A 24,398-nucleotide genomic window follows, 5' to 3' on the forward strand; every position below is an offset into this window, starting at 1 on the left:
ACTTAGCCTTTCCCTCTGGTTTTAGTGCGGTGAGGGCGAGCGTTCGCCTCGATAAACTCGATAATCTTGCCCGCTACGTCAATATTGGTGGCCTTTTCGATCCCTTCCAGCCCTGGCGAGGAGTTCACCTCCATAATAACCGGCCCGTGGTTAGATCGCAGCATGTCCACCCCAGCAACATTGAGCCCCATCACCCGTGCGGCGCGCACAGCGGTAGAGCGCTCCTCCGGCGTGATCTTCACCGTCTTGGACGAACCACCTCGGTGGAGATTGGACCGGAATTCGCCTTCAGCACCTTTGCGCATCATGGAAGCAATCACCTTCCCCCCAACCACCAGGCAACGAATATCCTGCGCTTTGGCCTCCTTGATATATTCCTGTACGAGAATATTGGCCTTCAGCTTGCCGAAGGCCTGGATCATGCTGCGCGCTGCATCCTTGGTATCTGCCAGCACAACCCCCACGCCCTGGGTACCTTCGAGCAACTTGATCACCACAGGTGTGCCGCCAACCATGTCAATCACATCGTCTGCCTCGCTGGTGCCATGGGCAAATGCCGTAAGAGGCAAGCCCAAGCCACGGCGCGATAACAGCTGGAAACTGCGCAGCTTGTCGCGAGACCGGGTAATCGCTACCGATTCGTTCACAGGATATACCCCCTGCACCTCAAACTGGCGCAAGACGGCCGTCCCAAAGGAAGTGATAGATGCACCAATCCGGGGAATAACAGCGTCATAGCCTTCGAGAATATCGCCTTTGTACCGCATTTCCGGCCGGTGTGATGCAATATTGATATAAACCTTTAGAGTATCGATGGCGTCAATCTCATGCCCACGTGCCTCAGCCGCCTCGATTAGGCGCTGGTGGGAATACAGATTGGCATTACGTGTCAGCAGCGCGATCCGCATTTCAAATTCCTTGTTGTTAGAGTTGGGCTTCGGGTTCACCGAGTCCATAGGACAGGCCGCTGTCCACCAGATATCGCCTAGTGAGCGCCTGCCGCCCAATCAGGAGACGAAAACCCATTTCGTCCCGGTTTGTCAGTGTCAATTCTATCTTCTGTGCAAACGGCCCCAGTTCCAGTATGGTCGAAACCACAAGTCTGGTCTGTACTATGCCATTCGAACTTTTCACCTCACGTTCACCAACAATCGGTGCCGCGCATTTGACCTCGGGGCGCTTTCGTCGTTGTACAGGATGGACAAAAAATTCGGCCCACGGCACGCCATCCCGCATAATTTTTTTAATGCGATATGCATGAAGTGCAGATGTCTTGGCTCCGGTATCAATCTTAGCCTTGATCTCGGGAACGGCAAAATCAGGCAAGACGGCCCATTCACGCCACCCGATAATCAATTTACTTTTCATAACACGGCCCCCAACGCTGCCCTGCTCTTTTGCCTGTGCACTCCTGACAAGCTATAAGTCGGCGCAGCCTTTATCTGAAATCTTCTAACATTAGAAGCCAAATATTTCCTGCGGCAAGCGCGTAATCAAATCAGGCTGGTGAATGCCAAGCCGGTTTTGCTCAGTAGCCAGACAATCCGCCAAAATATTGGCGAAACCAAAACTTAACTTCACTCGAGAACTTGCTTTTCAGCAGCAAACGCCGGACAGCGTCAACTGCCAACGAATGCGCTTCTACGGATTCCGAGGCGGATTCGAGAATCCGCTCCCTGCCGCCCCAGAGTAGCGAAGGCCACGCTACCATGCAACCAGAGCTCAAGTTGCAGCAGGGCTATTTTGCATATTTTACAAAAAAATAAATACATATAAAACAAATATTTAATAAGAAAATATGAGCATTATACGACGGAACAACACTCAAATTTTGCAAAAAATAATAGATTTGCATTGATATTTGCAAAATAGCCGATAAAGTTCTTTTGTATTGGCTCTCCCGTACCGAGTTCCCTCGGCAGAGCCTGTGCATTTCTATTAGGGGCCTCTTTGAAGATAGCCGACAACCTCCCGATACAGCGCGGCTGTTCCAGATGAGAGCACATCTTCACCCCGACAGAAAATTCTGTCGGGGTGTTTTTTTTGCCTGGGGGGTCAAATTCGTTTTTGCAGATGGCTACTTACAAAACAGCGGAGCCAATCAGCGCTGCATATTTTGCGGTAATAAGGTTGACCGGGATGCGATCGAGATAAGGCTGCATCGGTCCCTTGGCCACAAATCGGCGTAACAGGTCGCTTGAAGAAACCATATTAACGATTTTGGGCAAGATGCCGCCACCAAGGAAAACACCCCCCGTCGCGCCGTGCGCCAGTGCAATATTGCCTGCTGAGCTGCCAACGATCGAGAGGAAAAGCTGCACCGCCCGCGTGCATGATGGCGCACCACCTTCTCCAGCCATCTTGGTAATCTCTGCTGGGCTCAAGCCACGATCACCACTCCCGCCATAATCGACCAGAAAACGGTGAATGCGGGCAATCCCTTCACCACAAAGAAAAGTCTCAACGGAAACATGGCCCATTTCTGCACGCAGATGTTCGGTCAGGTCATGTTCAAGTCGCGTAGACGGGGCAAACGCCATATTACCGCCCTCGGTCGGCACAGTGATCCATTCACTACCGACGGGCACAAGTAGCGCCACCCCAAACCCCGTGCCCGGCCCCATGACAGAAATAGGACCCTTGGAATCTTCAGCGCCTTTTTTCAGAGAAATATAATCAACGCCCTCTTCGAGAAATTGGCAAGCTCCGGCAAGGGCACCAAAGTCATTCAGCAGTTTCACGTTTTTTAGACCGTGGTCGGCCTCAAGCGTTGTCGCGTCTGCCTGCCACCCAAGATTGGTCAGGCGACCGTGCCGATCATTGGTCGGTCCTGCAATGGCGAGGCGGGCAAGGCTGGGGCGATCAGCGCCCAGCTCATTGAGGTAACGCCCGAGCATCTCACTGACACCGGAATTTTCAGCACAGGCAAAAACTGAAACTTTTTCGATATGGGGTTTGTGTTCGCCCGGAAAGAAGCGCGCGAGTCCAAAGCGCCCGTTTGTGCCGCCAACATCGGCCACAACACAAGTTTCAGTGTTTGTCATAACCTTCCCCTTCCCAAACGGCACGGCCATTTTCGGCGTTTCCCGCTTGGTACTTACTCTTCCCAGCAGTGCACTGTCAGACCTTTAGTGCCCAGTGTCTTTAGCGGCAAAAGACAGCGCTGTCAATTGAGCTTGGCCTCCCTTTGGCCAAGAATCAACTATCCAGCTTCACGCCGTTCTGAAGTAATCTTCCCATTCGTCATATTGTGTTTCCACCCTGGTCCTTGTTAAGTAACAGCAAGAGCAAAATGGGATACTGCTATCAGCACGGTCCACTGTGGGGAGAAATTGGTGAAACGCACGTTACTGGCAGGGGTGCTCCTATGCTTGGCTGCTTGCCGTGCGCCATCATCGGTGCTCGATAGCGCGGCCCTGCAGGACCGACTTGCGCCTGTACCCACGGCCATTCCCAAAGGTCAGTGCGCGATTGTGCTGATGCCGAGGGCAGAAAAGGCTGATCCAATCTTTTTCCAGGTTCTGGGGCGCCGAGAAGCCTTTATCGCGCTCGACAAGAAACAGCAACGCTTGACTCTCAAACGCGCCAACAACAAGCTTGAAAATGGCCTCTGGTTGAAGCAGGAGCTGGAAGGTCACCGCCTTTCCATCTCGCTCACCCTTCGCCCTATAAATGCCGCACAGGACACCGCCCCTTATCGCGGTGTCGTCTCACTGACAAGACCAGCAGGTTGGTCGAATGCAATAGCGGTTAAAGGAAGGATTGAATGTCAGAGTCGCAATTGAACCACTTTGACATTTTTGTCGTCGGAGGGGGCATCAACGGGGTCGGAATCGCCCGAGACGCTGCCGGACGGGGCTTAAGCGTCTGCCTGGTTGAACAAAATGACCTCGCCAGCGCCACATCCAGTGCCAGTTCCAAGCTCATCCATGGTGGCCTCCGGTACCTCGAAAACTACGAATTCCATCTGGTGCGGGAAAGCCTGCGGGAGCGTGAAACATTGATGAGCATGGCCCCTCATCTCATTCATCCCATGCGCTTCGTCCTGCCGCATCACAGTGGGCTGCGCCCTGCCTTTATCTTGCGTATTGGCCTTTGGCTTTATGACCACCTTGGTGGCCGTAAACTGTTGCCCGTGACCAAAACCTTGAATCTGGCTGATCCCAGCCAACAGTCCCCCCTTAAGACAGAATTTAAAAAAGGCTTCGAATATTCCGACTGCTGGGTGGACGATAGCCGTCTCGTTATAATAAACGCCATTGCCGCCGCCGAAAAAGGCGCCTCGATATTAACCCGGCACCGCTTCCTGCGCGCGTCAAAAACGGGTGACTGCTGGCGGATTGAATACGAAACACCAACACACAAACGCATCAGCGCCACCGCCCGCGTTATCGTCAATGCCGCCGGGCCGTGGGTTGACATGGTGCAGGAACACCTGCCCGTCATGAGCGGTACGGTAAATAACATGAAGCTCGTCAAGGGCAGCCACATCGTTGTCCCCAAACTCTATGAAGGTTCACGCGCCTATACCTTTCAGGGGAGTGACGGCCGGGTGGTATTCGCCATTCCTTACCGCGGTGACTATACCCTGATAGGCACAACCGATGTGCCATATCACGGCGAGCCCGCGCGGGTGAAAATCGATAAACAAGAAATCGAGTATCTTTGCGACCTCGTCTCCGGTTATTTTGCCAGCCCGGTTACGCCCGAGCAGGTGGTCTGGAGCTTCTCCGGAGTACGCCCCCTATATGATGACGGGGAAAAAAACGCCTCCAAACTTACGCGAGACTACGTGCTGGATCTCGAAGCAGATGAAAAAACTCCGCCACTTCTCAGCATATATGGGGGCAAAGTCACCACCTATCGCCGACTGGCGGAAGACGTGTTGGAAAAGTTATCGCCCTTTATCCCTCATGGTCACAGGCCATGGACACACGGCGCGGTACTGCCTGGAGGGGACATCGAAGCTGGTGATTTCGATGCCTTTTATACTAACATACAAGCCCGGAATGACTGGCTAAGCCCAGCTCTGCTGCGCAGACTTTGCCTTGCATATGGCACGCGGGTCGCGCATCTCCTGGAAGGCGTGGAAGGGACAAAGGACCTTGGCATCCATTTTGGGGCCGGTCTTTATGAACGCGAAGTCACTTATTTGATGGCACATGAATGGGCGCAAACAGCAGAAGACATCCTGTGGCGCCGCAGCAAACTCGGTCTTTGCCTAACCGCGACCGAGCAACATACCCTTTCCAACTGGATGGCTGCGCACGAACAACATTAAGCTGAAAATGCCCGCGCGGCCTTCACTGCACACTGCCATTTCTCAAGTCTTCTCCGCCGATCATCATTGTCTGCTGCGGGTTCAAAACGTCTTTCCACTCGCCAGTTTGCGCTGAGGTCCTCCAGCGATCCATAAAGGCCGAACTGCAACCCGGCGAGATAGGCCGCCCCAAGTGCTGTGGTTTCCATCACCTCGGGCCGGTCGACGGTCAAGGCCAATGTGTCCGAAAGGGTTTGCACCATCCAGTCATTGGCAACCATGCCTCCGTCCACCCGCAATATTGCAGGTTTTATACCGTCGTCCGCCATTACACTGAACAAGTCATGGGTCTGATGACAAACTGCCTCAAGCGTTGCCCGCACCACCTGGGCTCGGCCAGTGGCGCGCGTCATGCCAAAGATAGCCGCACGTACATCCGGGTCCCAGTGCGGTGCACCGAGCCCCGTGAAAGCAGGCACCATATAAACACCGCCACTATCCTTAACCGACATGGCCAGTCGTTCACTCTCTTTTGCGTTTTTTATAATCTGCAGACCATCTCGCAACCACTGCACAGCGGCTCCAGCGATAAAGATAGATCCCTCAAGCGCATAGGTTGTCTTGCCGCCCAAGCGGTATGCCACGGTGGTCAGCAGCCGGTTGCTGGACGGGACAAATTCCGTGCCTGTGTTCATCAGGACAAAGCATCCCGTACCATAGGTGCTTTTGATCGCGCCTTCTTCAAAGCAACATTGCCCGATGGTCGCTGCCTGCTGGTCGCCCGCCACGCCCAATATGGGAATCGCACGACCGAAAAGTTCCGGGTCCGTTTGACCAAAATCCGCAGCACAATCCCGCACATCCGGTAAAATGGTCGCCGGCACGTTAAAAAGCCTCAACAGCTCATCATCCCATTCCTGTTTGCGGATGTTAAAGAGGCTGGTGCGGCTGGCGTTGGTGGCGTCGGTTGCATGTACCTTGCCGCCTGTCAGCTTCATAATCAGATAACTGTCGACGGTGCCCCACGCGAGTTTACCGTCCCCCGCTGCCGCACGGGCGCCGCTCACATTATCCAGCATCCACGCCACTTTGGTCGCCGAGAAATAAGGGTCCAACAGCAAACCTGTCTTGTTCTGAATATCGGCTTCAGCGCCGTCCTGCTTTAGCCTCCGGCACTCATCTGCCGTGCGCCGGTCTTGCCACACAATAGCGCGGTGCAAGGGCTTACCATTCTCTCGCTCCCACAGGACAGAGGTTTCCCGCTGGTTGGTAATGCCAATTGCGACAACGCGGTTATCCTTGCTTTCGGCTTCCCGCAGAGCGGCACGGGCAGTTTGAAGACTGGTGGACCATATCTCTTCCGCGTCATGCTCCACCCAGCCGTCAGCAGGATAGTGCTGCGCAAACTCAGCCTGTTTGAGTGCTATGATTTCGCCCGTCTTGTTGAAGACGATGGCTCGGCTCGACGTCGTGCCCTGGTCCATAGCCAGAATGCAGTCCTGCATAAAAAATCCCCAGAAAACGATGCTGTGCACAGTGACACAATGCTTCTGCGGATAGTCTGGCAGAAGCCGCGCCCACCTTCAACAGGTGGACGCGGCCGCTACTATTTTACCGGTGTAAAGCGGACAGCCATACCTCCGCCCGGTGCAAGCGACAGTGCCATCCTGTCTGATGCAGTCACGGTTTTGCTTTCAATGACCATCGCGTAAGGATTGGTGTCCCAGTCCGCATTCACGCCGTCGCGGTAGATCTCAGCAGTGTACAGGCGATCTGCTTCCAGAAAATCAAGCGTTATCTCAAGCGTCCGCCCTTCCTCATTGGTCAGGCTGCCGAGATACCAATCATCACTATTGCGGTCTTTGCGGACAAAGGTGACATAGTCACCGATCTCACCATTGAGCGCATGGCTTTCGGCCCAATCGGTCGGCACGTCGCGGATGAACTGAAAGGCATCCTGACGCGCCTCGTAGTTCTCCGGCAGGTCCGCCGCCATCTGGATCGGGCTATAGAGCACCACATAGAACGACAGCTGCTTGGCGAGCGTGGTGCGCACCCGGTCATTTGGCTGGGCTTCCTCGAACAACAGATCGAAAATACCCGGCGTGAAGTCCATTGGACCGGAAAGCATGCGTGTATAAGGCAACACCGCCGTATGGCTTGGCGGGTTACCGGGGGAGCCCCAGGCATTATATTCCTGGCCTCGTGCTCCTTCACGGGAGATCCAGTTTGGGTAGGTCCGCCGCAGGCCCGTATCCTTGATTGGCTCATGGCTATTGATAGCGATATGATGCTTTGCTGCCTCCACTAGGACCCGTTCATGATGCTGGCTCATAAACTGGCCATCGTGCCATTCGTAAACCGGCTTCCCATTTTCATCAACGCGCTTGATGTCCCCCGCATGTGCGACATACCCGGTCTTCACTTGCGCGACACCATTCTTGGCCAGTAGGGCAAACGAGCCAGCCATTTGGCTTTCATAGTTGCTGACGCTGCCCGATGTCTCATGGTGTCCGATAATCCGCACACCACGTTCCCGGGCATATTTCCCAAGCTCCTCAAGGTCATAGTCAGGGTAAGGTTTAGTGAAGTTGAACACATCACCGTTGTGGAACCAGTCACCATCCCAGCCCTCATTCCAGCCTTCGACCAGCACACCGTCAAAACCATATTTGGCGGCAAAGTCGATATAACGTTTGGTGTTTTTAGTTGTAGCGCCGTGGGTCGGGCCAGAACCCCAGCTTTCGACGGCCAAATGCATCCCCCACCAAATACCAACGTATTTCCCCGGCTCCACCCATGAAACATCGCCCAGCTTGTTCGGCTCATTAAGGTTGAGGATCAAGCTGGAATCTAGCAGACCTGTCGCATCTTCGGTGATCTGCAAGGTCCGCCAGGGAGTTACAAACGCGCCACCATCAAGCCGCACTTTGATGCCGTCCGGCCCGGGAGCCAGATCAGCCTCGTAGGTCAAACCATGTTTCTTGAGCAGCGACATGCCTGAATAGTTTGTGAGCGCCGCCTCGTGAATGGAGATATGCAGCCCATCCTCACGGCGCATGGTGATCGGTGTGTGCGCGATGGGCACCTGATGCAGCGCGGTCTCGTTATAGATATATTCGTACCGGTTCCACCAGCGCGACGGGATCCACCAGACCCTGGCTTCTTCCGCAAATGCAAATTCTGTAATTTCATCGGTGATGCCGATTTCGCCAAAGCCACTGTCTGCAGGGGCTTCATAACGGAAACCGATACCATCGTCATAGACGCGAAACACAACACTCAAATGGCGCTTAGGTTTCGCTTGCTCGCGAACCTCGACAGTCAGCTCATTATAGTGATTGCGCACAAACTGACGTTCACCCCAAGGCTGCTCCCAGGTCTCATCAAAACCGACGGTACGAGAGCCCGTGATCTGCAGCCCGCGTTCAAAACTTTTGTCTTCATATAACCGGAAGCCCAGTTGCGACGGAGTGAGAACAGCTTTGCCATCTCGTGCAACGGTATAATAGAGCTTACCACTCTCCGTCAGGACAGAGACCATAAGTTTGCCATCCGGCGAACTGACGCTGGCTTCCCCCGCGGCATACGCAGATGCCGGGGAAAAAAACAGGAATAGAATTATTGGTGCAATGCGTTTCAGCATCGAAAGCCCCTCATGTATTGCGGAACATACACCGCGCCTGTGGCGCATTGTGACGCTCAACCTTGTTATACCGACGCTTCGCCCGAGGGGCCCGGGTCTTATTTGTTATTTGAAGCAATGTCAGAAATATCATAGCACACATTGATGTGCACTATCCTTCCCGGCACAAGTTGTATGTAACGCTGACAGCGCTGTCAATACATCCTGCGCCAAATATTGTCATCAGCTATAACACCTCCGCCGCCGAGCCGGCTCGAGTCGGTGCGGGCGCGGAACCGTCAGTCCCGTCATCGCCTCCCTGATCACGGAAGCTAGATAACGCGCAATTTTGTCTTGGCCCAAGCTATCGTGGATCAAATCATTCCGTACAGTGACCATCACATTTAACAAATGGCGCGCCATACCATGAGATTTGAGTATATGGGTGACCCCTTGGTCTGGACCATAAGGCTTGTTTCGGGCAACGCGGTAGGTAGCATCATGGCAAAACACTTCATAGAGCGCGTCAGCCAGCCTCGTGTCTTTGTCACACACGACCCCGATATCCAGGTCATCCGTAGCTGCTTCGCGCGCGAAGGACTGAACTGAAATCAGTGTCGCATATGGACTACGCCGACCAACGGCATTCAGGCTGCTACTAATCAGGGCGTGAAACGGGTCACAAATGGCTTGTTGCCGAAGCGCGCGCTCCTCGCCCGTCACCTCCAGATTACCGGGAATGGGGCATCCTTTATAGGAGTGCGGTATCACATCTGCTGCATCGGGCGGCCTGTTGCAATTGTATGCAAGGCGGGAAAAACGCTGCATAATCGCTGGCGCGTCAAGGAGATCCGACAGGCGCTCAGTCAGTGCCCCAGCACCAATGTCCCAAGCAATATGGCCTTCAAGCACATCCCGCATCAGACCAAGCGTGCCCAGCCGCTCCGGCAACCGGTTCGAGGCATGCTCACAGGTGAGCAGGATTGTAGAGTGGCCCATAAGGTTCAGTCTTTCGGTCGCAGGACCGTCATTTCCACCAAGGAAGGCTCTCATGTCTGCCGTCAGATTATTTCTATTAAGGACTATGACATCTTTGCCCGCAGTATGTGACAGCCCTGTGAAAGTCAGGGCACGTGTGCATCTACGCCGGGCCGGGGCCGGGTCTAAAATTCGCCACTGCCTTGATGAAAGTGGCACCGTATTTTTCGACCTTTCTGGGGCCAACCCCGCTGACCGCAAGCATCTCAGGTTCATTTCCGGGTTTCAGGGCAGAAAATTCCATCAGGACGGCGTCATGAAAAATCACGTAGGCTGGCACATTTTCTTCGCGCGCAAGCTCGAGTCTGACGGCTTTCAGATGCTCAAAAAGTGCTTCGTCGCCCGTGGACAGGTGCTGCTCTCGCACCACTTTTTTGCGCCTGCGAGAGATGGCAGCATTCCCTTTAACGAATTGCACATGCTCTGTACCATGCAGCACAGCGCGCCCAGCCTGCCGAATTTTTAGAGACCCGTATGTGGTATCCACATCGACTAGCCCACACGCAAGCATTTGCCTGAAGATATTTTGCCATTCAGGCCCTGACACGTCTCTCCCGAGCCCGAAAATTTCGAGCCGGTCATGCCCAGAGGCTTTAAGCTTTTGGTTTCCGGCCCCCACCAGCAGGTCGACGATATATGTGCGGCCGTAGATCTCACCTGTCGCATCAATCGCCCCAAGGGCGAGTTTCGCAAGCGGCGTGCCGTCATAAACATCCGGAGGATACAAGCACGTATCACAATGCCCACAAGGCGGTTTTTCGGCATCCCCAAAATACCGCAACAAGACGTTCCTCCGGCATGTTGCCGCTTCACAAAACGCCAGCAATGCATTGAGACGTTGCTGCTCAGAACGCTTTTTCTCCTCCGATGCGCCGGACCCATTTATCATCTCACGCCGCGCGCGGATATTGTCAAAACCATAAAGCATCATGGCGCGCGCCGGCGCACCGTCGCGGCCTGCCCTGCCCATTTCCTGATAGTAGGCCTCCATGCTGCTTGGCAGGTCCATGTGCATGACAAACCGTACATCGGGTTTGTCGATGCCCATGCCAAAGGCAATCGTCGCCACCATAATGATGCCGGACCGGCTCAAAAACAGTTCCTGGTTTTCCTGACGCACATCCGCAGGCAATCCGGCGTGATACGGCAGGGCTTTATACCCCTTCTGATTGAGAAGTTTGGCAGTGGCCTCCACGCGGGCGCGAGACAGGCAATAGACGATCCCTTGTTGACCGTGAAAGTCCTGCAGGAAATCCAGAAGCTGTTTGCTGGCATTGTTTTTCTGCTGGACGTCAATACGAATATTGGGTCGGTCGAAGCCCTGCACCACCACTTCGGCGTTATTGCCCAACAAATTATCCATGATCTCCCGCCGGGTGCGCTCATCCGCCGTTGCGGTAAACGCGCCGATAGGGATGCCCGGGAAAGTTTCGCGCAGCGCGTTGAGCTGCCGGTATTCCGGCCTGAAATCATGGCCCCACTGTGACACACAGTGCGCTTCATCCACGATGAACATGGCGACGTGCTGCCTCGTCAAGGACGAAAGCACACGGCCATTCATCAATTGTTCGGGTGACATATAAAGGAGCTTCAGCTCACCCCCCGTCAGCCGTTTCCATATCGCGATTTTCTCATCGCGGCTTCTTGTGCTGTTGATTGTTTCCGCTGCCACTCCGTTTGCCTTGAGGCTGGCAACCTGATCGTCCATAAGCGCCAGAAGCGGCGAAACCACAACCGTCACCCCTGGTCGAACCAGCGCAGCTATTTGATAACACAGGCTTTTTCCTGCGCCTGTTGGCATGATTGCAAGCATGTTACGCCCTTCCACCAAGGTTTGCGCAACATGCTGTTGCCCACGTCGGAACGCGGAGAATCCAAAGACCTCTCGCAACAGCTCGTTAATTGAGTTTTCAGCACGGGCAGAAGTCATGAAGGCAACCTGCAGCTATAGGGTGAACAACGATACAGGCTGATACATACATGGGCATACGGCCACGACAACCTCAAAAACACCCGAAATAAATATACCTTCCCAACGATATAGGGGAATAGCGACTCTATAGCGCTGCCCTGCGTAGTATTCCGCAAAGCCACACAAGGGTGACAGCAAAAAAGGACCTGAGTGCCCCCAGATCCTTTCCGACTTATCTTTGAGTAATGGCCCTCACAGCGACACTAGCCGGAAACCCCGCCACCTCTGTGCAGCCTCCGGATCAACCTTGATCAGACAATTGCGGATCAGAGGTCGAACCGGTCCAGACGCATTACCTTGGTCCAGGCATCCACGAAATCCTGAACAAACTTTTCGCCTGCATCATCGGTGGCGTAAACTTCCGCGATCGCCCTCAACTCGCTGTTGGAGCCGTAGATAAGATCCACTGGTGTCGCGGTCCATTTCACGTCACCCGTGTTCCGGTCATACCCCTCGTAAACCCCTTCTGTGTCTGTCGCCTTCTTCCAACGTGTCGACATGTCCAGCAGGTTGACAAAGAAGTCGTTGCTCAGGGTGCCTGGGCGGTCGGTAAACACTCCGTGTTTGGACTTGCCCGCATTCGCCTCCAGCGTGCGCATGCCGCCTAGCAGCACCGTCATTTCAGGCACGGACAGATTTAAGAGCGCCGCCTTTTCAACCATCATCTCTGCTGGCGACCTCGGATTATCCACCACAAAATAGTTCCGGAAAGCGTCCGCCGTCGGCATCAACACTTCAAAGGCATCAATGTCGGTCATTTCCTGTGTGGCATCGGTACGCCCAGGCATAAAAGGGACATCAATATCATAACCGGCGTTCATGGCAGCCTGTTCAATAGCAGCAGCCCCGCCCAGAACAATAACGTCTGCAAGAGATACTTTTTTGGTGCCGGATTGGGATTTGTTGAAGTTGTCCTGAACGCCCTCCAGCATCTTCAACACTTTCGCCAGTTCTTGCGGGCTATTGGCTGCCCAGTCCTTCTGTGGTGCCAGGCGCACACGTGCACCATTTGCGCCGCCGCGCATATCTGTTCCACGGAAGCTGGACGCAGATGCCCACGCCGTTCGCACCAACTCAGGTACTGACAGGCCCGTCGCGCGAATATCGGCCTTGAGCGCAGCAACGTCTTCAGGCGTAATAAGGTCGTGATCAACCTCAGGCACCGGGCCCTGCCAGATCAACGCCTCTTTTGGAGCCAGGTCACCAAGATAGCGTGTTCGCGGGCCCATGTCGCGATGTGTCAGCTTGAACCAAGCCTTGGCAAAAGCAAGCTCGAACTCTTCCGGATTCTCAAGAAACCGCTCAGAAATCTTGCGATATGCCGGGTCGAACTTAAGCGCAAGGTCGGTGGTGAACATGATCGGCGCGTGTCGCTTCGACGGGTCATAGGCATCCGGCACAAGTTCAGAAGCGCTTTCATCGGACGGCGTCCATTGGATCGCCCCGGCCGGGCTTTTTGTCTGTACCCAGTCAAACATAAACAGATTTTGAAGGTAATTGTGGGTCCATGAGGCGGGGTCAACGGTCCATGCGCCTTCGAGACCACTTGTGATCGTATCCGCGCCTCTACCGCTAGCGTGCTTGTTTTCCCACCCCAGGCCCTGCTGTTCAAGGCCTCCGCGCTCCGGCTCCACACCGACATTTTTCGCTGCGTCGGCTGCACCGTGCGCCTTACCAAAGGTATGGCCGCCGGCGATGAGAGCAACCGTCTCCTCATCTGTCATCGCCATGCCGCCAAACGTCGCCCGAATATCTCTGGCCGCAGCGAGCGGATCCGGCACACCATTCGGCCCCTCGGGATTAACATAAATCAGCCCCATTCGGGTTGCAGCAAGTGGCTTTTGGAGCTGCCTGTCGTTACTGTGGCGCTCACTGCCTAGCCATTCACCCTCGGGACCCCAATATACCTCTTCCGGCTGCCACGCATCTATACGCCCACCTGCAAAACCGAACGTCTCGAAGCCCATGGATTCCATAGCCACAGTCCCGGCAAGAACCATAAGATCGCCCCAGGAAATTTTCCGGCCATACTTCTGCTTGACGGGCCATAAAAGCCGCCGCGCTTTATCAAGGTTCGCATTGTCTGGCCAGCTATTGAGGGGCGCAAAGCGCTGCATGCCACCGTCCGAACCGCCGCGTCCATCAAAAAGCCTGTAGGTACCTGCACTGTGCCACGCCATCCGGATGAAAAATGGTCCGTAATTGCCATAATCGGCTGGCCACCACGCCTGCGAGGTTGTCATCAGCGTCTCAATGTCCGCCTTCACTGCCTGCAGGTCGAGGCTGTTAAACTCCTTTGCGTAGTCGAAAGCCTGCCCCATGGGGTCTGACACTTCCGAATTCTGGCGAAGTGGGCCCAAGTCCAGCTTATTGGGCCACCAGTATTCATTTGTGACCATCTTATCGTCGGCAAGTGCCGCGTTCGATACAACAACCGACGAGAAGCTAACCGCCGCTATGGCGATCACAGATAAGGTTTGTCTAAGCATTGATCTTTCCTCCAGAAATCAGAATTTTTGATTAATACTTCTTGGGAATTATTGAGTAAAATTGATTATTTTTGTTCTATTAATCTATTTTTTCGATATGTTTAATAGGCGGCCTCAATAAAACAAAAGGGCCCCCGATTGGGGACCCTTTGTTTTATTGCTTGCGGGAGTAGGATTAGCCTCACCGCTTTGCGGTTCGTCAACTTCGCAAAGAACCTTGTAAATCAGTCTGTTATCTTGTTTTACAAGGTGTAAAATCCGTATCTCACAGCGACCAAAAAGCAAAAACCCCAGCCCGATGGGCTGAGGTTTTCTGCTTTGGTTGCGGGAGCACGCAACTTCTTTTGTTATAACTTGGGATCGGTTTTGGGTTTTGCGCCCGGAAACGATGTCAAGAATCCCCATCAGCTCGCCGCGTAAGGTGGCGTTTACCTCGCCACGTTTGTCGCCGGGCATAAGCACCACTTCACCCACAAGCGCGCGGATCGCCTCGGCTGCCTGATTGTGCAGTTCCGGATCGGCCAGCGCATCGCTCAACTGCGTCACCTTGGCTTTGTAGATTTGTGCAATATTCGGATGAATATCCGGCACATCCGAAGGCACGTCCTCCATGCGTGCCAGGATCTCGACCTTCTGCCGCTCCAGATCATCCATCCGCGTCTTCATGCTGGGCTGATACATGCCGTCCTCGATGGCGGACATGATACCTGCAATGCCGCGTTCGATCTTATCGAGCGCCTTGCGGTCAATATCGGTTTGCGCTCGGCATTCGCGGTTCTGTTGGTTCAGTTCCTCGGCGTAGGCGCGCACGGCTTCGGTGACGTTTTCAGCAGAAACCAGCTTTTTGGTGAGGCCCGCAAGAATGCGCTCTTCAATCACATCGCGGCGGATGGTGCGGCCATTATCGCAAGTACCGCGCCGGTTGCGGTTGAGGCAGCCATAGCGATCCTTGGTGATGATGCCATATTGCCCGTCGCAGCAGCCGCATTTCAGCAAGCCGGAGAACAGAAACGCCGGGCGACGCAAGCCATTCAGCTTCTTGGCGCGATAGGCACGCACGCCTTTGGTGACATTCTCGAATTTCACAGAAATTTCCCGCTGCCGCTGGCGCGCCGCCTGCCACAGCTCATCATCGATGATGCGCAATTCGGGCACTTCCGTCCTGATCCATTCAGCTTCCGGGTTGATGCGTGAGACGCGCCTGCCCGTCTCAGGGTTCTTGATATAGCGCAGCCGGTTCCAGACGATAACGCCCACGTAAAGCTCGTTGTGAATGATGCCAGTGCCGCGATTGACATGGCCGCGAATGGTCGTGTCACCCCAATTCTTACCGAAAGGGCCGGGGATATTGTCGCGATTGAGGTCTCTGGCGATGGCCTTGGGGCTGTTGCCATCGGCGAATTCGCGGAAGATGCGGCGGACGATGGTTGCCTCGGCCTTATTGATCTTGCGCTCGCCGCGGATTGGGTCGCCGTTGCCGTCGAGGCGCTTGACCACATCATAACCATAGCAAAGCCCACCGCCTGCCTTGCCCTTCTCCACCCGCCCGCGCAGGCCGCGATGGGTCTTGGCGGCGAGGTCTTTGAGGAACAGCGCATTCATCGTACCCTTGAGGCCGACATGCAGCTCAGAGATTTCGCCCTCGGCCAGCGTGACGATTTTAACACCGGCAAATTTCAGGTGTTTGAACAGGATCGCTACATCGGCCTGATCGCGACTAACGCGATCGAGCGCCTCCGCCAACACGATCTCGAACTTACCGGCGGTCGCATCCTGCAACAGCGCCTGAATGCCCGGACGCAAGGTGACGCTGGCGCCGGAAATGGCGGCGTCCTTATAGGTGCCCGCCACCTTCCATTTCTCCCGCGCCGCCTGATCGCGGCAGATGCGGAACTGATCGTCGATGGAAGACGTGCTTTGCATATCAGAGGAATAACGGGCGTAAAGCGCGGTGCGGGCCATGGGGTTTTTCCTTTCTCTTAAAACCAGGTTTCACCCCTCCGGGGACTGCCCCTCTTCCTCTGACACCACAGGCCGGTTATCATTGGCCGCCCGTTGCCGCCGCCTTTCCCAGGCCCTAAAATGCTCACGGGCAATGTGGCGTCCGACAGCACGGGCAATGCTGCGCAGATGCTGCTCCGCCTCTTCCTTCCCGGCGCCATTGTCATTGGCCGCCACTTTTTCTTTTTGTGTCATGGGCAAACCGCTTCCAGTAAAGTAATCCACTGGAATAGAATCACCCAAAACCGCCAAGACTCTTATACCCCTTATATACGCTCAATTGACGTTTATGTTCTATGATCGGCAGGCGACGCGCAAGATAACGGGGTCACATTGCTGCAAGCTTGGACAGAAACCGATAGATTTCTACCATCGCGAAGGTGTCGAGTTTGCAGTAACTGAGCAAATTGCGGGCCATATGATCGGCCTCATCGCCGTCCGAAGCGATCATCTTCTGCCACGCGTCCATAGCGGTGGCACCATCCTGCACATTGAGCTCCTTGTAGCTGAGCTCGGGACAAATAACGGGGAGCACTTTCTTGATGGAGGTCGAGCCGTCAAAGCGGGCATCAACGTAATTGGCTTTAAAAACACCCTCTAAATCAACCATGCGCTCGTTCAGATCGGCGAGAAATGCAGCATACTCCGGGAACAGCCGTGCCATCTCTTTGTTCTGTGTTTTCTCGAACGAAGCGTGCCACGAAACGATGCTGCCTTCGCTGCCGATATCGGCATTCAATTGTGCAACCAGGCGATCAGGAAGCCGCGCCTCGCGCTCCAGATATTCGTGATGTTCAAGCTCACCATCGGCATGAGGGACGTGCAGCGAATACTGAACCGGAAAATGCTTGTGGGGGCTCGTCCTGTCGAGCAGCGGCACGGCTGACGCATAGGTCTCGTAGTCGAGAAAATAGAGCGGGAAGCTGAGAGCAGAAAAGAAAGCCCTCATCCCTTCGAAATCAATGATAGGCGCACCTGACTTTGCTGCCTGCACAACCCCTTTCTGATTGGCGGTGAGCGCGAAGTCATCAGGAATCGAGAGAAGGTCGAATATGCCGTTCGCGATCAACTCAGCTCTCTTTGTCGAGCTCAGTCTTGGCAGACTGTAGATCGAGGGAGTGGGCACGTCGGGATTAAAGACCGAAAATGTATCACAATGGTGCGCGCGAGACTTGAACAAGCAAGGACAATCGTATGAGGCTTGCCGCGCTCAGCAATCAACCGGTCCAGCTCTCGCGCCATCCTGACGCCCGACAGCGATGTGTCGGCCACCAGCACCAGGCATTCGCGGCTATGATCATCAACGATGCACAGCATGCTGAACCGGCGACCATCGGTGAAGCTGTCGCTGACAAGGTGGCGTAAATGCCCGCTTCGCGAACAAGCGACCAGCGCTCATTGGGTCTGGACCGCGCCACCAGAGGCGCCTGTGTGCCCAAGGCACGCTTGCAACCACCCCGCTTCCTCACCTGCAGTCCTTCTTCCCGGTACAGCCGCCTGAGCTTCTTATGGTTCACGTGAACACTCTCCCGTTCCAGCAGGATATGCAACCGTCTGTAGCCAAAACGCTTGCGCTCATGACTCAACGCCTTAAGCCGATCCTTCAGCGCTTGGTCATCCAGGCGTCTTGATTGGAACCGGATCATGTCCCGATCAGCAGCCACAAGCCGACACGCCCGCCGTCCGCTCACCTGATAGCTCGCCTTCAAGTGAGGGACCGCCTCTCGCTTGACAGCGGGCGTCACCATTTTTTTTGAACTAAAGTCTTTCAGCATGGCGTTATCAAGCATGCCGTCGGCCAACACAGCCGCTTCAGGCGAAGGTTCTCGTCCTCAAGCGCTTTCAGCTTCTTGGCGTCCGACACTTCCATGCCGCCGTACTTGCTCTTCCACTTGTAGAAGGTGCTCTCACCAATACCATGACGCCGACAAACCTCCGCCGTCGGCGGCCCCGCCTCCTGTTCCTTGAGAACCCTGATGATCTGTTCTTCGCTGAACCTGCACTTCTTCATATGTCCGTCTCCTGTCTGACGAACTCTACTTCTAACTAACTGGTTTTAAAGGACGCAGGTCACTGGGCTTGTCTTATTGGGCGGGACGGTCAGCACATAAAAAACACCCCGCTCAACTTTCGCTGAGCGAGGTGTTTTTCTTGTAGGTCTTTGTTATATCTCACATATTATGGAGTTATAACGGAAGTGGTTGCGGGAGTAGGATTTGAACCTACGACCTTCAGGTTATGAGCCTGACGAGCTACCGGACTGCTCCATCCCGCGTCAATTTTTTCTTTGCTCCTGGTATCGCTTGACGCGATCCCATGGAAGGCGCTCAGGGCTGCCTGACGAGCAGGAACCGAGCGGTGTCACACATCTTACCGACGCCCTTAGGGCTGAGGTAAGGCCGGCTGGCCGCCGCGACCGTATTCGCGAGAGCCAAGCGTGAGCGCCGGCGCCTGGGGCAGGCAAAAGCCTTAACTAAAAAACCGGCCTTTGGCCGGTTTTAAGTGTTTGAGTGTAAAGATGTTTTACTCTTTTGTAGATCTGGCGGCGACCTACTCTTCCGCGCCTTAAGACGAAGTACCATCGGCACAAAGGCTTTTCACTTCCGGGTTCGGGATGGGACCGGGTGGGACAACCTTGTTATAACCACCAGATCAACAAAAGAGTAATTGCGTGTTTTACATGCTGCTTTAAAGATCCATCACTTAAGTCTGCAGGTTTTCACCAGCAGCCTTGAGCGCGCTTCATGGGATCGCTACTGCGATACCGGAAGCAGACATAAGAAGAAGAACTTTCCTCTCTGTCTATGGAGGGCTCTCAAGCCTATCGAGCAATTAGTATCAGTTAGCTTCATGTGTTACCACACTTCCACACCTGACCTATCAACGTGGTGGTCTTCCACGGCTCTCAGAGAGACCTAATCTTGAGGGGGGCTTCCCGCTTAGATGCTTTCAGCGGTTATCCCGTCCGGACATAGCTACCCTGCAATGCGGCTGGCGCCACAACAGGTCCACCAGAGGTCCGTCCACCCCGGTCCTCTCGTACTAGGGGCAGCTCCTCTCAAGTCTCTTGCGCCCACGGCAGATAGGGACCGAACTGTCTCACGACGTTCTAAACCCAGCTCACGTACCTCTTTAATTGGCGAACAGCCAAACCCTTGGGACCTGCTCCAGCCCCAGGATGAGATGAGCCGACATCGAGGTGCCAAACACTGCCGTCGATATGAGCTCTTGGGCAGTATCAGCCTGTTATCCCCGGCGTACCTTTTATCCGTTGAGCGATGGCCCTTCCACACAGAACCACCGGATCACTATGACCGACTTTCGTCTCTGTTCGACTTGTCAGTCTCACAGTCAGGCAGGCTTATGCCATTGCACTCAACGATCGATTTCCAACCGATCTGAGCCTACCATCGCGCGCCTCCGTTACCATTTGGGAGGCGACCGCCCCAGTCAAACTACCCGCCACAGAGGGTCCCAGTCCCGGTTTCACGGGACGTGGTTAGATATCAGGAACAACAAGGGTGGTATTTCAAGGGTGGCTCCACCAGGACTGGCGTCCCGGCTTCAAAGCCTCCCACCTATGCTACACATGTTATCCCTAATACCACTCTGAAGCTGTAGTAAAGGTGCACGGGGTCTTTCCGTCTGACCGCGGGTACTCCGCATCTTCACGGAGAATTCAATTTCGCTGAGTCTATGCTGGAGACAGTGGGGAAGTCGTTACGCCATTCGTGCAGGTCGGAACTTACCCGACAAGGAATTTCGCTACCTTAGGACCGTTATAGTTACGGCCGCCGTTTACCGGGGCTTCAATTCGGTGCTTGCACACCTCCTCTTAACCTTCCGGCACCGGGCAGGCGTCAGACCCTATACGTCGTCTTGCGACTTCGCAGAGCCCTGTGTTTTTAGTAAACAGTCGCCACCCCCTCTTTTGTGCCCCCACCGATGAGTTGCCTCAACGGTGGGCCTCCTTCTCCCGAAGTTACGGAGGCAATTTGCCGAGTTCCTTCAGCATAGTTCTCTCAAGCGCCTTGGTATGCTCTACCAACCCACCTGTGTCGGTTTAGGGTACGGTCTATATGATGAGGCTATTTCCTGGAACACCTTTACAGCCCCCCCAATCCAATAAGGAGGAACTATGACCAGTATTCGTCACATCTCATCAGGTACAGGAATATTAACCTGTTTCCCATCGACTACGCCTTTCGGCCTCGCCTTAGGGGCCGACTCACCCTGCGCGGATTAGCCTTGCGCAGGAACCCTTGGGTTTTCGGCGAGAGTGTCTCTCACACTCTTTATCGCTACTCATGTCAGCATTCTCACTTCCGATACCTCCAGCATGGCTCACGCCACACCTTCAACGGCTTACGGAACGCTCCGCTACCACGTGCACATAAGTGCACATCCACAGCTTCGGTACATGTCTTTAGCCCCGGTACATCTTCGCCGCAAGACAGCTTAATTAGACCAGTGAGCTGTTACGCTTTCTTTAAATGATGGCTGCTTCTAAGCCAACATCCTGGTTGTTATGGCCGTCTCACATGCTTTCCCACTTAGACATGATTTAGGGACCTTAGCTGGTGGTCAGGGCTGTTTCCCTCTCGACTATGGACCTTAGCACCCACAGTCTGTCTCCCAGGCTCTACTCTACGGTATTCGGAGTTTGGTTAGAATTGGTAAGGCTCGCGCCCCCCGCATCCATCCAGTGCTCTACCCCCGTAGGTAATACCTGAGGCACTACCTAAATAGTTTTCGCGGAGAACCAGCTATCTCCCGGCTTGATTGGCCTTTCACCCCTAGTCACAGGTCATCCCCGTCTTTTTCAACAGACGTGGGTTCGGTCCTCCAGTGCATGTTACTGCACCTTCAACCTGCCCATAACTAGATCGCCGGGTTTCGGGTCTAATCCACTTAACTCAGGCGCCCTATTCAGACTCGCTTTCGCTACGCTTACACCTAACGGCTTAGGCTTGCTAAGTAGACTAACTCACTGACCCATTATACAAAAGGTACGCCGTCACACCACATGGGTGCTCCGACTGCTTGTAGGCATTCGGTTTCAGGTTCTATTTCACTCCCCTCATCGGGGTGCTTTTCACCTTTCCCTCACGGTACTGGTTCACTATCGGTCGTATGGTAGTATTTAGGCTTGGAAGGTGGTCCTCCCATGTTCAGACAGGATTTCACGTGTCCCGCCCTACTCGAGGCTATCTTCTTTTCTTTCCCGTACAGGACTATCACCTACTATGGTCCAACTTTCCAGATGGTTCCGGTAGATCAAAAGATAACACTGGCCTGGTCCCCGTTCGCTCGCCACTACTAGGGGAATCTCTGTTGATGTCTTTTCCTCCGGCTACTTAGATGTTTCAGTTCGCCGGGTTCGCCTCACATGGCTATGTATTCACCATGCAATACTCCAAAAGGAGTGGGTTTCCCCATTCGGATATCTGTGGGTCAAAGGTTACTGGCACCTCACCACAGCTTTTCGCAGCCTGTCACGTCCTTCATCGCCTCCATACGCCAAGGCATTCACCAAATGCCCTTAAATCACTTGAGAGCTCCTCCATATCCAGAGAGCAAAACTCTCCACCCTGGCTGATTAAGCGAACTTAATCGAAGACTGCAGCACTCGGCGCCGCAACCTCCATACCAAAGCTGATATGTCGGATCTTTTTTCAGCATGTATTTAACCTGTGATCGTCAGACTAGTGACCACAGGTTTGTGTAACTGGAAAAACCAGCTACAACACGCAATTAACATCTTCACAATTTCAAACAGCAAACTCAAAACTTCCTCATACAATGAGGAATCTCGTTTCCCTTTTTGACCAAAATAAGAAGCGCACAGAAAAGCTCTTCATGGCGGGCGCCATCTGCAAAAGCAAATGGTGGGCCGAGGAGGACTTGAACCTCCGACCTCACGCTTATCAGGCGTGCGCTCTAACCACCTGAGCTACCGGCCCCTACCAACCCGAACACTGTCGTGTGAATGGTGGAGCCTAGCGGGATCGAACCGCTGACCTCCTGAATGCAAATCAGGCGCTCTCCCAGCTGAGCTAAGGCCCCGTTACAGAACAAGGTCATTCACTCGCAGTTCAACCGGCGTGCAAATGCTTCCATGAAGCATCTGTTCTTCTTATTTCCTATGGAAGGGACATGTGAACGGCGGCCTGACCGCCTGATTTAGCTTTCTGCCAGAATTTAATCTGATCTGAAAGCAAGGCTCATGACTGGCCTTTTTGCTAAGCTGGTAATGATCAATCCTAAGATATCTCATCGCCATCCTTAGAAAGGAGGTGATCCAGCCGCAGGTTCCCCTACGGCTACCTTGTTACGACTTCACCCCAGTCGCTGACTCTACCGTGGTCGGCTGCCTCCAAAAGGTTAGCCCACCGGCGTCGGGTAAAACCAACTCCCATGGTGTGACGGGCGGTGTGTACAAGGCCCGGGAACGTATTCACCGCAGCATGCTGATCTGCGATTACTAGCGATTCCAACTTCATGCTCTCGAGTTGCAGAGAACAATCCGAACTGAGACGACTTTTAGAGATTGGCTCCACATCGCTGTGTCGCGGCCCTCTGTCATCGCCATTGTAGCACGTGTGTAGCCCAGCCCATAAGGGCCATGAGGACTTGACGTCATCCCCACCTTCCTCCGGCTTATCACCGGCAGTTCCTCTAGAGTGCCCAACTAAATGATGGCAACTAAAGGCGAGGGTTGCGCTCGTTGCGGGACTTAACCCAACATCTCACGACACGAGCTGACGACAGCCATGCAGCACCTGTATCCAATCCAGCCGAACTGAAGGAATCCGTCTCCGGAAACCGCGATTGGTATGTCAAGGGCTGGTAAGGTTCTGCGCGTTGCTTCGAATTAAACCACATGCTCCACCGCTTGTGCGGGCCCCCGTCAATTCCTTTGAGTTTTAATCTTGCGACCGTACTCCCCAGGCGGGGTGCTTAACGCGTTAGCTTCGACACTGAACAGCATGCTGCCCAACATCTAGCACCCATCGTTTACGGCGTGGACTACCAGGGTATCTAATCCTGTTCGCTCCCCACGCTTTCGCACCTCAGCGTCAATACCTGTCCAGTGAGTCGCCTTCGCCACTGGTGTTCTTCCTAATATCTACGAATTTCACCTCTACACTAGGAATTCCACTCACCTCTCCAGGATTCTAGCTCGGCAGTTTAGGAGGCAGTTCCGAGGTTAAGCCCCGGGATTTCACCCTCTACTTGCCAAGCCGCCTACGCGCGCTTTACGCCCAGTAATTCCGAACAACGCTAGCTCCCTCCGTATTACCGCGGCTGCTGGCACGGAGTTAGCCGGAGCTTCTTCTGATGGTACCGTCATTATCTTCCCATCTGAAAGAGTTTTACAACCCTAAGGCCTTCATCACTCACGCGGCATCGCTGGATCAGGGTTGCCCCCATTGTCCAATATTCCCCACTGCTGCCTCCCGTAGGAGTCTGGGCCGTGTCTCAGTCCCAGTGTGGCTGATCATCCTCTCAAACCAGCTATAGATCGTCGCCTTGGTAAGCCATTACCTTACCAACTAGCTAATCTAGCGCGGGCCAATCTCTCGGCGATAAATCTTTCCCCCTAAGGGCGTATAAGGTATTAGCACCCGTTTCCAGGCGTTGTTCCTTACCGAAAGGCATATTCCCACGTGTTACTCACCCGTCCGCCACTGTCCAGTAACCGAAGCTACCTTCTCGTCCGACTTGCATGTGTTAGGCGTGCCGCCAGCGTTCGTTCTGAGCCAGGATCAAACTCTCAAGTTGAACAAGAAACCTAATGGTTTCCGTAAAAACCACCGTTCTTCACACAACCAGAAAATCTTCCTCACGATGATCGCTCACCGTGCTCAAGAATTCACTGACGCTACTTCTCTCGAAGTAGCCGGATACATAAGAGGCTTACTAAACCTCCGGAGTATCCTTGAGATCTAAACAATGGTCACCAGACCACCGTCCACATCTCCCTTCCATCCTACAATGTCAAAGAGCAAA

13 protein-coding genes, 3 tRNA genes, 3 rRNA genes and 1 pseudogene are annotated in these 24,398 nt (G+C 54.2%); 2 read left to right on the forward strand and 18 right to left on the reverse strand.

Features of this window, described 5'->3' with window-relative positions; translation table 11 throughout:
- Positions 1-2: 2 nt before the first annotated feature.
- The 3 genes from rimK to OEU85_RS01825 all read right to left on the reverse strand — a co-directional run bounded on the left by rimK (position 3) and on the right by OEU85_RS01825 (position 3,044).
- Entirely contained in the window at positions 3-908 is a 906-nt protein-coding gene (gene rimK / locus OEU85_RS01815; protein WP_262689728.1) for a 30S ribosomal protein S6--L-glutamate ligase, read from the reverse strand.
- A gap of 16 nt (positions 909-924) precedes the next feature.
- Positions 925-1,368 (reverse strand): ATP-dependent zinc protease family protein, encoded by a 444-nt coding sequence (locus tag OEU85_RS01820; RefSeq protein WP_262689729.1) that lies wholly within the window; start codon positions 1,366-1,368, stop codon positions 925-927.
- A 713-nt stretch (positions 1,369-2,081) separates the two neighbouring features.
- Complete coding sequence (locus OEU85_RS01825) at positions 2,082-3,044, reverse strand: glucokinase (protein WP_262689730.1); 963 nt, start codon at positions 3,042-3,044, stop codon at positions 2,082-2,084.
- 291 nt (positions 3,045-3,335) lie between these two features.
- On the opposite strand from OEU85_RS01825, the gene OEU85_RS01830 reads away from it, so the two are divergent.
- Positions 3,336-3,785: a hypothetical protein gene (locus tag OEU85_RS01830; RefSeq protein ID WP_262689731.1), complete on the forward strand. Its 450-nt coding sequence runs from the start codon at positions 3,336-3,338 to the stop codon at positions 3,783-3,785.
- Positions 3,767-5,281 carry a glycerol-3-phosphate dehydrogenase gene (gene glpD / locus OEU85_RS01835; RefSeq protein WP_262689732.1) on the forward strand — a complete coding sequence of 505 codons (1,515 nt, stop codon included), beginning with the start codon at positions 3,767-3,769 and terminating at the stop codon, positions 5,279-5,281. Before OEU85_RS01830 ends, glpD begins: the two co-directional genes overlap by 19 nt.
- Here glpD and glpK read toward each other — a convergent pair.
- The 15 genes and pseudogenes from glpK to OEU85_RS01910 form a co-directional block, all read right to left on the reverse strand.
- Entirely contained in the window at positions 5,278-6,765 is a 1,488-nt protein-coding gene (gene glpK / locus OEU85_RS01840) for a glycerol kinase GlpK (protein ID WP_262689733.1), read from the reverse strand. The two genes, glpD and glpK, sit on opposite strands and share 4 nt — an antisense overlap.
- A 101-nt stretch (positions 6,766-6,866) precedes the next feature.
- The gene (locus tag OEU85_RS01845; RefSeq protein WP_262689734.1) at positions 6,867-8,906 is read right to left on the reverse strand and encodes a glycoside hydrolase family 97 protein; all 2,040 of its coding nucleotides are present in this window, start codon (positions 8,904-8,906) and stop codon (positions 6,867-6,869) included.
- A 222-nt stretch (positions 8,907-9,128) separates the two neighbouring features.
- Positions 9,129-9,884, reverse strand: a complete 756-nt coding sequence (locus OEU85_RS01850; RefSeq protein ID WP_262689735.1) for an N-formylglutamate amidohydrolase — start codon at positions 9,882-9,884, stop codon at positions 9,129-9,131.
- Between the two features lie 142 nt (positions 9,885-10,026).
- Positions 10,027-11,853 carry a DNA helicase RecQ gene (gene recQ / locus OEU85_RS01855; protein WP_262689736.1) on the reverse strand — a complete coding sequence of 609 codons (1,827 nt, stop codon included), beginning with the start codon at positions 11,851-11,853 and terminating at the stop codon, positions 10,027-10,029.
- A gap of 308 nt (positions 11,854-12,161) precedes the next feature.
- Positions 12,162-14,384, reverse strand: a complete 2,223-nt coding sequence (gene katG / locus OEU85_RS01860) for a catalase/peroxidase HPI (protein WP_262689737.1) — start codon at positions 14,382-14,384, stop codon at positions 12,162-12,164.
- A 114-nt stretch (positions 14,385-14,498) separates the two neighbouring features.
- On the reverse strand, positions 14,499-16,346 hold the full coding sequence (locus OEU85_RS01865) for a recombinase family protein (RefSeq protein WP_262689738.1): 1,848 nt from the start codon (positions 16,344-16,346) through the stop codon (positions 14,499-14,501).
- 30 nt (positions 16,347-16,376) lie between these two features.
- Entirely contained in the window at positions 16,377-16,580 is a 204-nt protein-coding gene (locus OEU85_RS01870) for a hypothetical protein (protein WP_262689739.1), read from the reverse strand.
- Between the two features lie 133 nt (positions 16,581-16,713).
- Positions 16,714-17,454: a DUF2779 domain-containing protein gene (locus OEU85_RS01875; protein WP_262689740.1), complete on the reverse strand. Its 741-nt coding sequence runs from the start codon at positions 17,452-17,454 to the stop codon at positions 16,714-16,716.
- 116 nt (positions 17,455-17,570) lie between these two features.
- Positions 17,571-18,396 (reverse strand): annotated as a pseudogene (locus OEU85_RS01880) (transposase); the annotation flags it as partial.
- Positions 18,397-18,583: 187 nt separating this feature from the next.
- Positions 18,584-18,660 (reverse strand) — tRNA-Met (locus OEU85_RS01885).
- Positions 18,661-18,922: 262 nt separating this feature from the next.
- A 5S ribosomal RNA gene (gene rrf, locus OEU85_RS01890) occupies positions 18,923-19,037 on the reverse strand.
- Positions 19,038-19,196: 159 nt separating this feature from the next.
- Positions 19,197-21,942, reverse strand: a 23S ribosomal RNA gene (locus tag OEU85_RS01895).
- 329 nt (positions 21,943-22,271) lie between these two features.
- Positions 22,272-22,348 (reverse strand) — tRNA-Ile (locus OEU85_RS01900).
- A 27-nt stretch (positions 22,349-22,375) separates the two neighbouring features.
- Positions 22,376-22,451: transfer RNA gene (locus OEU85_RS01905), tRNA-Ala, on the reverse strand.
- Between the two features lie 223 nt (positions 22,452-22,674).
- Positions 22,675-24,170: ribosomal RNA gene (locus OEU85_RS01910) — 16S ribosomal RNA — on the reverse strand.
- Together the 16S, 23S and 5S rRNA genes with 3 tRNA genes alongside form the textbook arrangement of a ribosomal RNA operon.
- Positions 24,171-24,398: the final 228 nt, after the last annotated feature.

This window comes from Kordiimonas aestuarii, from assembly GCF_025574465.1.
Lineage (GTDB): Bacteria > Pseudomonadota > Alphaproteobacteria > Sphingomonadales > Kordiimonadaceae > Kordiimonas > Kordiimonas aestuarii.